Origin of the sequence: Nocardia sp. NPDC060220, assembly GCF_042727815.1 — a bacterium.
Lineage (GTDB): Bacteria > Actinomycetota > Actinomycetes > Mycobacteriales > Mycobacteriaceae > Nocardia.
Genome location: NZ_JBHWZY010000164.1, coordinates 1 through 10,299, shown reverse-complemented (window position 1 = coordinate 10,299; position 10,299 = coordinate 1). Strand labels below are relative to the sequence as shown.

9 protein-coding genes are annotated in these 10,299 nt (G+C 66.7%); 6 read left to right on the top strand and 3 right to left on the bottom strand.

The features are described from left to right. The 3 genes from ACFWF3_RS11285 to ACFWF3_RS11275 all read left to right on the top strand — a co-directional run. Nucleotides 1-1,596, top strand: a 1,596-nt coding sequence (locus ACFWF3_RS11285) for an adenine deaminase C-terminal domain-containing protein (RefSeq protein ID WP_379313540.1), incomplete at its 5' end; no start/stop codon positions are given. Between the two features lie 31 nt (nucleotides 1,597-1,627). Further along, nucleotides 1,628-2,071, top strand: coding sequence for a DUF6198 family protein (locus ACFWF3_RS11280; protein ID WP_379313539.1), 444 nt, complete (start codon nucleotides 1,628-1,630; stop codon nucleotides 2,069-2,071). A 136-nt stretch (nucleotides 2,072-2,207) separates the two neighbouring features. Then, nucleotides 2,208-3,236 (top strand): NADP-dependent oxidoreductase, encoded by a 1,029-nt coding sequence (locus tag ACFWF3_RS11275; protein ID WP_379313538.1) that lies wholly within the window; start codon nucleotides 2,208-2,210, stop codon nucleotides 3,234-3,236. Nucleotides 3,237-3,307: 71 nt separating this feature from the next. Here the strand turns inward: ACFWF3_RS11275 and ACFWF3_RS11270 are convergent, their stop codons facing one another. Then, the gene (locus ACFWF3_RS11270) at nucleotides 3,308-4,282 is read right to left on the bottom strand and encodes a dipeptidase (protein WP_379313536.1); all 975 of its coding nucleotides are present in this window, start codon (nucleotides 4,280-4,282) and stop codon (nucleotides 3,308-3,310) included. 139 nt (nucleotides 4,283-4,421) lie between these two features. On the opposite strand from ACFWF3_RS11270, the gene ACFWF3_RS11265 reads away from it, so the two are divergent. Both ACFWF3_RS11265 and ACFWF3_RS11260 read left to right on the top strand, forming a co-directional pair. After that, complete coding sequence (locus ACFWF3_RS11265; protein WP_379313534.1) at nucleotides 4,422-4,952, top strand: hypothetical protein; 531 nt, start codon at nucleotides 4,422-4,424, stop codon at nucleotides 4,950-4,952. Nucleotides 4,953-5,026: 74 nt separating this feature from the next. Then, a complete protein-coding gene (locus tag ACFWF3_RS11260; protein ID WP_379313533.1) occupies nucleotides 5,027-7,087 on the top strand; it encodes a prolyl oligopeptidase family protein in 2,061 nt (686 codons plus the stop codon). 3 nt (nucleotides 7,088-7,090) lie between these two features. Here the strand turns inward: ACFWF3_RS11260 and ACFWF3_RS11255 are convergent, their stop codons facing one another. Further along, on the bottom strand, nucleotides 7,091-7,960 hold the full coding sequence (locus tag ACFWF3_RS11255) for an alpha/beta fold hydrolase (protein WP_379313532.1): 870 nt from the start codon (nucleotides 7,958-7,960) through the stop codon (nucleotides 7,091-7,093). Beyond that, entirely contained in the window at nucleotides 7,960-8,592 is a 633-nt protein-coding gene (locus ACFWF3_RS11250) for a TetR/AcrR family transcriptional regulator (protein ID WP_378916482.1), read from the bottom strand. The genes ACFWF3_RS11255 and ACFWF3_RS11250 overlap by 1 nt, the downstream gene beginning before the upstream one ends. Nucleotides 8,593-9,766: 1,174 nt before the next feature. On the opposite strand from ACFWF3_RS11250, the gene ACFWF3_RS11245 reads away from it, so the two are divergent. Next, nucleotides 9,767-10,219, top strand: a complete 453-nt coding sequence (locus ACFWF3_RS11245) for an SRPBCC family protein (RefSeq protein WP_379313541.1) — start codon at nucleotides 9,767-9,769, stop codon at nucleotides 10,217-10,219. Nucleotides 10,220-10,299: the final 80 nt, after the last annotated feature.

Here is a 10,299-nt window from a genome sequence, read left to right as displayed (position 1 = left end):
GGTTCGCTCTTGATCCACGGTGAACGCATCATCGCGCTGAATCCCGACGAATCGATCGTGCGATACCGCGAATCCTTCGACGGCGAGGGCCTTTACGCGATTCCGGGCCTGATCGACGCGCACCTGCACTTCGAATCCCAGCTCGCGCATCCGGCGGCATTCGGTGAGGCGATCGTGCCGAGCGGAACGACCACCGTTTTCGGGGAAACGCTCGATTTCGCCAGTGCCGCAGGCGACGATGCGATCGATGCCGCCCGCGCGCTGTTCGCCCACCACGAGAAGCTGCCGTACCGGCTCTATGCCTTCGCACCGGGAAAGAAGACCTCACCCGAGGTCACCGAGGCGATGCTGGCGATGGATCCGGTGATCGGCCTCGGCGAACTGGCCCACCTGTCCTATATGACCGGCAACGCCGACGATTTCCGCAAGTCCGCGCTCGGACGCGCGAACGCGGGATTCGTGAACTGCCACTGGGGCGTCACCTCACTGTCGGGCATGCTGCTGAATTACATGCCCGCCATCGGCGTCGACAACAACCACGACGTCTGGAACGAAGACGATATCGAGAAGAGCATCCGCTACGGGCTCAATACCCAGATCAAATTCGGTGTCGGCAGTCCCGAGGTCATTCGAACGATGCTGCGCGCCATCGTGAAACGCCGTTGGCCCGCCGAGAACTTCCAGCTGTGCGCCGACAATATCTCGGTGGATCGGGTGCTGCGGCAAGGCCATATCGACTGGGTCATCTCGCTGGCCGTCGAGATGGGCATGCCGCCGATCCAGGCGATCAAGATGGGCACGCTGTACACCGCGCGCTCGTTCCACAAGGACCGCGACCTCGGTTCGCTGAGCCCGGGACGATTCGCCGACATCGTGCTCACCGACAGCCTCTCCACGATCAACCCCCGCTATGTGTTCAAGGGCGGCAAGCTCGTCGCCAAGGACCGTCGCCTGCTCGAACCGGTCGGCATCGACTACTCGGTCCTGACCAAGCAGCCCCGGCCCGGCCTCGCCGACCTGCGCGCCGAGCAGCTCGAGCTCACCCCGATCGAGATCTCCGAGGACGGCACGCGGGCGAAAGTACTGCTTTTCGACGTGTACGGACGCGGGCATCTCAAGTTCGCGCAGGAGGTCTGGGTCCCGGTGCGCGACGGTGTCGTCGTCCCCGAGCTCGAAGGCGTTCGCCTCAACCGGATCTCGGTCGTGCAACGCTATGCCGACGGGCAGCGCCACATAGTCAACGCGCTGTTCACCGGCGTTTCGCTCGACCGCGGCGCGGTCTCGACCTTCTGGCCGGCTCCGGCGGCCTATTTCGTGGTCGTCGGCAGCGACAGTACCGAGATGCGCGAGAACCTCCGGCACCTGGACGGTCTGGTCGGCGGCTGCGTCGTGACCGAGGATGCGCAGGTGAAAGCCGTTCTGCCGCTCGACTTCTACGGAGTGATGGCCGATATGGACCTCGCCGAGCTCGTCGAAGCGACCCGCTCGATCGACGACGCACTGGCGAAGCTGGGCAACCACAACGAAGGTGAGCCGGTCGTCAACAAGCTACTCACCCTGTTCATCTCGCTCGACCGCTTCGGCTTCATGAAATAGCCTCGGCTACCAGAGCAAGGGATCCACCGCAATGCAACACGACAACGACGCGGCAGTCATCGACAACGGAAACAAGGTCCGCCGCTGGATCACCTACGTCGCCGGAATCTATATCCTCACGCTCGGCCTCAGCCTCGCCATCAGGGCCGGGATCGGCATCTCCCCGCAGAGCAGCCTCACCCGCACGATGACGCTGGTGTTCACGCCGCTGAGCCAGGGCAACTACAACCTCATCCTCGAGGTCATCATGCTGGGCCTGACCTTCCTGGTCAGACCGAAGGCATTCAAGGCCGGCTACCTGCTCTCGATGATTCCGGCGCTGGTCCTGGCGGTGCTGCTCGACGTGAACCTGTGGCTCACCGAGTGGATCCAGCTCGAGCCGTACGCGGCCGATGTCGTACTGCTGGTCTTCGCCGACGCGATGCTGGCCTTGGGCCTGTTCATGACGCTGGTGCCGACGCCCGTCGCCGACTAGGAGTAACCATCACCGCCCGGTCTGTCGTGAACGGACCGGGCGGTGGCGTGCGCGGACCTGGGGAGGTGAACCCGGCCGCCATAACGTAGTCATCACCGGCGAGAAACACCGGCTGACCTCGAAAGAAGGCTCGATCATGTCGAATACGGCCACCCGCGCACTGCCCACCCGCACCCGCGAGATCCACCTCGCCGCCCGCCCGAACGGCGCACCGGTCGCCGGCGACTTCGCCCTCGTCGAACGGGAACTGCCGGAGCTGGGCGAAGGCCAGATCCTGGTCCGCAACACCTGGATGTCGGTCGACCCGTACATGCGCGGCCGGATGGACGACAAGGCTTCCTACATCCCGCCGTTCGAACTCGGTGCGGCCCTCGACGGTTCCGCCGTCGGCGAGGTGATCGCCTCCCGCTCGGCCGATATCGCGGTCGGCGCGACGGTCTCGCACTTCGCGGGCTGGCGCGAACACGCCGTCGTCGACGCCGCGACCGCCACCCCGATCGACCCGGAACTCGCCGCGCCGCAGCACTTCCTGAGCGTGCTCGGCACCACGGGGCTGACCGCCTACGCCGCACTCACCGATGTCGCCCAGGTGAAGCCCGGCGACACCGTGTTCATCTCGGCCGCGGCGGGCGCGGTGGGCAGCGTCGCGGGCCAGATCGCCAAGGCGCTCGGCGCGAAGCGGGTGATCGGTTCGGCCGGTGGTCCCGTCAAGGCCCGAAAGCTGCTCGTGGAGTTCGGTTTCGACGCGGCGATCGACTACCGCGCCGGTGATCTCGGCGGCCAGCTCACCGCCGCCGCACCTGATGGCGTCGACGTCTACCTCGACAGCGTCGGCGGCGAACACCTGAAGGTCGCCATCGAGGCGCTCAACCAGCACGGCCGGGTCGCCCTGGTCGGCGCGATCAGCGGCTACAACGGCGCCACCGCCCAGCAGAGCCCGGACCTCTACCTCGCGGCGACGAAGGAGATCACGCTGCGCGGCATGCTGGTGACCAGCTACTTCCCGATCTTCGGCGAGTACATCGCCAAGGCCGCGGGCTGGCTCGCCGACGGCACCCTCACCACCTCCGAAACCGTCTACGACGGCCTCGACCAGGCCCCCGCCGCGTTCCTCGGCGTCCTCACCGGCGCCAACACCGGCAAGATGCTCGTCCGCCTCGCCTGAGCGAGACCCGGAACGCCCCGCCGCGCACCGAACACGGTCCGGCGGGGTCGATCAACCGGCTTCGGCACAGGTCACGCCCGCCAGACGTGGCTCGCTGCCCGGGCGAAGTTGCCGCCGAAGATCGCCGCACGCTCGGTGTGCGTGAATCCGCGCGCGGCGAGGAGCTCGTCCAGGCCCGGCACCTCGGATTCGCCGAACAGGTCCTCGGGTGGAGTCCACTGGAGTGGGCCCCATTTCGTGTAGGACTCGGAGAACGCACCGGGGTTGTCGCGGATCTCGTCGTTGAACTCCTGGCCGTCGAACGAATAGTCCGATCCGATCCCGATGTGGTCGATCCCGACCAGATCGACGCCGTACCTGATGTGATCGGCGACCGCCGTGACCCGCTCGGCACGGGCGGCAGGCTCGTTGCGGCCGAGGAAGATGCCGACGCCGTTCACACCGATCACCCCGCCCGTGGCGGCACACGCTCGCGCCTGCTCATCGCTGATGTTGCGCGGATGCTCCCACAGCGCGGCGAAATTGGAGTGACTGTAGATCATCGGGACGCTGGTGTGCGTGGCGATGTCGAGCCCGGTGCGGCGCGAGCAGTGCGAGCCGTCGGCGAACATCCCTACCTCGTTGAGCTTGCGCACCAAGTCTTTTCCGTACCCGGTGAGCCCGGTGTCCTCGGTGTCGAGACAACCGCAACCCGCCGCGTTCGCATGGTTGTAGGTGGGCAGCAGCGAACGCACGCCGAGGTCGTAGAACAGCTCCACATTGTCGAGATCGCTGTCGAGCGGCCCGGAATCCTCCAGATCGAACGCCAGCGAGATCACCTCCGGCGCGCCGATATCGCCGACCAGATCCACCAGCCGGAACCGCGGATCCGCCCCCGCGTCGTCGCGGAACCGGTGCAGCAGCGCCAGCGAATCGTCCTTGGTCTGCGCCGAATACCCGACGTTCACCGAAAGATACGACCCCAACGGATACCGAGCAAGCTCGGCGACCCGCGCCGTGTGCCGCAACGGCAGACAGCAGTGCTGCTCCCACAGGAACACATCCACCTCCGGTTGACTCGTGACCTGCGATCCTACGTTTCGCCGCGCACCCGACACCGGACCGACGCTAACGCGATGCCTGATCCGTTCGATAAATCGGTACTGCTCCGCTAGCCCGAAGGCCCCAGATCAAAGGCGGTGCGACATGCGTCGCTTCCTCGTCCTGTTCGCCACACTCACCGCCTGCGTCGGCCTCTCGACGCTGCCCGCGGCCGCTGCTCCGTCCGACTGCGGACTCACCTGGGGTTCACAGGACAAGACGTCGTCGAACTACTCCACCGCCACCGTCGCCGATGTTCGCGCGGGCCGCCACGAGTGCTTCGACCGACTCGTCATCGACCTGTCCGGCCCCGTCGCCGGTTACCTCGTCGGGTACGTCGGCACCGTCACCCAGGACGGCTCCGGCGCGACCGTCCCCCTCCGTGGCGGCGGGTTCCTCCAGATCGCGGTCTTCGCCCCCGCCTACGACGACGCGGGCAACAGCACCTACAACCCCTCGAACCGCACCGACCTGCTCTCGACGAGCGGCTATCCGACCTTCCGCCAAGTCGCGTTCGCCGGCTCCTTCGAAGGCCGGACCACCTTCGGCCTCGGCGTCCGCGCCCGCCTCCCCTTCCGCGTGAGCACCTTCGACAACCCGACCCGCGTGGTCGTCGACGTCGCCCACAATTGGTGACCGCACACGCCTGACATCGGCGCGGGTCGCAGCGCGCCCGACATGCGAATCCTCACATCGGCAACAATGTGGGGATGAGCGGCGTTGAAGAGAACGTGACCGATCCCTATCTCTGGCTCGAGGACGTGACCGACGAGGGCGCGCTGGACTGGGCGCGCGCCCGCAACGACGTGGTGGGGCGGCGGTTCGCGGCGACCGACCGATTCGCCGAGATGGAGCGTCGCGTACTGGCGATGCTCGACGACGACACCAAGATCGCCTATCCCGGCCGACGGGGGCCGTGGCTGTACAACTTCTGGCGTGATGCCGAGCATCAGCGCGGGTTGTGGCGGCGGACCACGTTCGAGTCCTACGCCACCGACGCCCCCGAGTGGGATGTGCTGATCGACGTCGACGCGCTGGCCGAGGCCGACGGGGAGAACTGGGTGTGGGCGGGCGCCGCGGTGCTGCGGCCGTCGCAGGAGCGCGCCATCATCCACCTGTCCCGTGGCGGCGCCGACGCGACCGTCGAGCGCGAATTCGACCTGACCACCAGGCGATTCGTCGCGCCCGAGGACGGTGGGTTCTTCGTCGCGGAGGCGAAGTCCCGGATCGGCTGGATCGATGCCGACACCGTCTACATCGGCACCGATTTCGGGCCGGGATCGCTCACCGATTCCGGATACCCGCGCATTGCCAAGCGCTGGCGGCGTGGCACCGAATTGTCCGCTGCCGAAACGGTGTTCGAGGGCAAGTCGAGCGACGTCTCGATCGGCGCCGGATACGACCGCCACCCCGGCTACGAACGGCACTACCTGCACCGGTCGACGGACTTCTTCAACAGCGAGGTATCGCTGCTCGACGACGGGGAGTGGCGGCTGATCGAGACCCCCACCGACGCGGACGTGGACTGGTACCGCGACTGGCTGCTGGTGCGCTTGAAGACCGAGTGGACACCGGGCGAGACCACCTTCGCTCCCGGCAGCCTGCTGGTCACCGATCTGAACGAATTCCTCTCAGGGGCGCGGGAATTCGAGGTTCTCTTCGCCCCGGATCCGCACACCTCACTGGAATCGTGGGGCTGGACCGAGAACCATCTGATCCTCACCACCCTGCGCGATGTGCAGACCGGATTCCGCGTGCTCACCCCCGGTCCGGACGGCTGGGCGAGCAGCGAGCTCGCCGACTCCCCTGCCATGTCGTCCACCTCGGTGGCCAACCTCGACCCACTCGAGGGCGGCGACGAGTTCATGCTCACCACAACCGGTTTCACCACGCCGACCACGTTGCTCAGCAGCGCGATCGGCGAAACCGCGGTGACGCTGAAGCAGGCCCCCGGCTACTTCGACGCCACCGGCATCGAGACCGAACAGTTCTTCGCGACCTCCGACGACGGAACCGCGGTGCCCTACTTCGTGATCCGCCATCGCGACCGGCGCGGCACGCCGGGCCCGACGATCATGAACGGCTACGGCGGCTTCGAAATCTCCAAGACTCCGGCCTATCTCGGCTCGGCGGGCATGAACTGGCTCGAACGCGGCGGCACCTACGTGATGACCAACATCCGCGGCGGCGGCGAGTACGGCCCCGAATGGCACACGGCCGCACTGAAGGAGCACCGCCACCGCGCCTACGAGGACTTCGCCGCCATCGCGCGCGACCTCGTGACCCGCGGCATCACCACCGCGGACCGGCTCGGCGCGATCGGCGGCAGCAACGGCGGCCTGCTGATGGGCGTGATGCTCACCCGGTACCCGGAACTGTTCGGCGCCATCGTCTGCCAGGTGCCGCTGCTGGACATGAAGCGCTACCACCTGCTGCTGGCGGGCGCGTCGTGGGTCGCCGAATACGGTGACCCGGACAAGCCGGAAGAATGGGCCTACATCAGCGAGTACTCGCCGTATCAGAACACCGACACCGGCAAGCAGTACCCGCCGATCCTGCTGGCCACCTCCACCCGCGACGACCGGGTCCATCCCGGGCACGCGCGAAAGATGGCCGCGCTCCTGGAGTCCCAGAATCGCACCGTCTGGTACTACGAGAACATCGAGGGTGGTCACGGCGGCGCCGCCGACAACAAGCAGTCGGCGTACCTGTCCGCGCTGGTCTACGAGTTCTTCATCCAGATGCTGATCGAGGGGCGCCGCTCGGCCTGAGGGTCAGCGGTCGCGCAGCCACTTCTCCACCGCGTCGACGGTGGAGTCCGGATCGGTGATCCAGCCGTTGTGCCCGAGGGCCTCCGGCTGGAACCACCGGGTGACCTGTGTGCCGGGCAGCTTGCCCAGCAGGTGATCCGCCGAGGTCTGCGGGGCCATGTCGTCACCGGCGACGGTGATCGACAGCACCGGGAACTTCAGCCGCGACATCCGCTCGTCGTAGTCGATATCGGCGCCGACGGGCACGAAGCGCCCGGTACGCGCCAGCCTGGCCCAGTCCGACATGAGAACTTTGGACTGCCTGCCGTAGGCGCGCTTGCCGAGCAGGTCCCCCGGCCAGAACCCGGCCAGGTTCGACGCCACCGCCACCGCCGCGGTGCCCACCAGCACGCCCGGACCGAACACCCCGCGATACCCCCGGAAATACGGTGTGCCGGAGGCGATCAGGATCAGGCCGCCGAGCCTGCCGCGCACCCTGGCCGCGTACATCGCCGCGAGTTGCCCGCCCATGCTGTGGCCGAGCAGGTACGGCGTGCTGGCGGGAAACCGGTTGCGCACCGCTGCCAGCATCGCCGGAAAGTCCACCGAGACCAATTCGTGGTAGCCGTAGGTACTCTCGCCATCGGGACGGCGGGTGCTCTCGCCCTGACCACGCAATTCGCCGATGGCGACATCGAATCCGCACGCGGCCAGCCGGTGTCCGAAGTACTCGTAGAACTCGCCGGGCACGGCCAGACCGGGGACGATGACCACGACCGCGCGTGGTGCGTCCGGGGTGACCGGATGCCGGTGCGCACCGGTGGCCGGAATGAGACGCACCGGCAAGGTGCTGCCGTCGGGTACCTGGATCGGGACGATCTCGACCCGCGCCATCAAGCCCCGACCGCGCCCAGGATCACCCGGCTCAGCACCTTGATCACTTCGTCGAGCGGCGGGCGTGGGTCGCTGCCGCTCCAGCCGTCGACCACGTAGTTCACCGCGCCGATGATGGCGAGCACGCGCAGTTCGTAGTCGCCGGGCGGGATTTCGCCGTGCATGGCCGCGTCCTCGGCGGCGCTGGCCAGCAGCGAACCCCACACGCGGCGCAGTTCCAGGCGGAACTTCTCGACCTTGGGGCCTGCTCCGACCACCTCGACCAACGCGACCCGCGCCTTGCGGGGATCGTTGCCGATCGACTCGACGTAGGCCCGCACGGCCGCATCGATCTGCTCGAGTACGGTCGCCTCGGACTTGTCCTCGAGCGCGGTGGCCACCGCCTCGCGCGAATGTCGGTCGATCTGCTCGTACAGCTCCAGCAGCAGAGATTCGCGACCGGTGAACTCCTCGTAGAACTGCCGAGACGATAGTCCCGCGTCCTTACAGATCGCACCGACCGAACTGTTGGCATACCCGTCGCGCGCGAAGACCGTCAGGCCTGACTCCAGAAAACGCGCACGCCGCTGGCGTTGCCGGTCCTCTACGGGTTGCCCGGCATACATTCGTCCCGTATTCGCATCCTGTGACATTGTCGCTGACAATACCGAAGGGCCTGATCCCCTCGTCATGGATCAGGCCCTTCGGCTGCCCAATCGGCCAACCGCGCGTTAGCCGAAAGATGGCTACAGACGGCTCAGTTGCCCGAGCCCTGCACCGAACCGGTGCTCAGCGAGCTGGTGAGCAGGCCGAGCAGCAGGGTCAGGATGTTGCCGTCGCTGCTGTCGTCAGTGATGTTGTAAAGCATGTGTCACTCCAAGTCGATGTTTTGTGACTTCGTTGTCACTGGCCATTTGCCGTCTCGGACGATACCCAGTGACAATGTGAAGTGGGAGTGTTTTAAAGGAATTTTCTAGAATTTTTTGTCATGGGACACAAGACCAAGGAACTCGGGGCGCGCGCGGGCCCTACATGAGCCGATTCACTCATGAGAACGAAGCCGTCGACAGCACGGGATCGTGAATATCGGCATCGCCGACACGTCATCGACGCGCTGGGGCAACCGTGATGTGAAACGTGAGTGTACCGAAGCGCGGTACTCACATCCGTTGATCGCCGATACCCACGAGCAGACGGATCCGGTAGCAACCGATGTGACTGCCGGACAGTCGAATACGGCGTAATCGGATCAGCGCAGGGTGCGACAAATCATTGCCGCCGAGCGCTGGGCGGGGTACTCCTGTTCCCATGACCACTCCGCTGAGCGCCGGGCTCGAGCCCGTCGGCGACTACTGAAACGACGGACCGGGGGTGAGCGCCGACAGGCAGAACAGCCGCGACAATCTGTGCCGTAGGGATTCTCGTCGCCGGACAGCTCTACGTGGCGCTGCCGATGCTCGGCGACCCGACCGAGGCGCAGGACACCTCCCGCGGCGCGGCGACCTGGACAATCCCTGCTTTCAGGCTCGCCCACCGCGCCGGCCCTCCGGTCACCGGCCCGTCGTGGAACCAGCGGAGCCCGGTGATCACTGGGAGTCCGACGGCCTTGTCCACCCCTGCGGTGATCGCGGTGCGGAATTCGAGCACGGGTCCCGCCGCGAGGGGTTCGCCTCCGTGTTCCGCGCGCCGCGGTTGGTTCTGCGCTGCCTCAGCCGCCGCGCCCGGGTTGCGATCAGCCTGCAAGAATTCACCTACAGGCGGGGGCCGGCCCCCATGGGGGTGCCTATGCTGAGCGTGACAGCCCGTCACGCATACCCGGAGGCACCGTTGCCGAACACTCTCGAAGCCAGCATCGACATCGCCGCACCGCCGGAGAAGGTCTGGTCGGTACTCGCCGATCTGCGCCGCATGTCCGAGCTCAGTCCGACAACCGTGAAGATGGTCGCGCTCGGCGGCGTTCGCGACGGCGCCTTCACCGTCAACGTCAACAAGGTGGGCTGGAAGGTCTACCCGACCACCTCGCGGATCGTGCGCTTCGAGCCGAACAAGGCGCTGGCGTTCCGGATGAACGAGAACCGCACGGTCTGGGCCTACGAGCTCGAGCCGACCGCCACCGGCACCCGTGTCGTCGAGACGCGCACCGTCGACGCCAAGGGCCTGCCGGGCTGGCTGCGGGGCACGATCAAGGTCGCCATGGGCGGCGAGGAGAAGTTCGAGGCCGACCTGGTCTCGGGGATGCACGAGACGCTGAGCAAGGTGAAAGTCGCCGCCGAGCGCTGACGCCCAGCTACGCCTGAGCCCGCCGGAACTTTCCGGCGGGCTCTTTTTCGTCACGGCAGGTTGTCGCGGATCTCGTCGAG

Coding starts and splice junctions, on each gene's coding strand:
- ACFWF3_RS11250 (WP_378916482.1), bottom strand. CDS start 8,592: ATGTCACAGGATGCGAATACGGGACGAATGTATGCCGGGCAACCCGTA.
- ACFWF3_RS11265 (WP_379313534.1), top strand. CDS start 4,422: ATGCGTCGCTTCCTCGTCCTGTTCGCCACACTCACCGCCTGCGTCGGC.
- ACFWF3_RS11275 (WP_379313538.1), top strand. CDS start 2,208: ATGTCGAATACGGCCACCCGCGCACTGCCCACCCGCACCCGCGAGATC.
- ACFWF3_RS11260 (WP_379313533.1), top strand. CDS start 5,027: ATGAGCGGCGTTGAAGAGAACGTGACCGATCCCTATCTCTGGCTCGAG.
- ACFWF3_RS11255 (WP_379313532.1), bottom strand. CDS start 7,960: ATGGCGCGGGTCGAGATCGTCCCGATCCAGGTACCCGACGGCAGCACC.
- ACFWF3_RS11280 (WP_379313539.1), top strand. CDS start 1,628: ATGCAACACGACAACGACGCGGCAGTCATCGACAACGGAAACAAGGTC.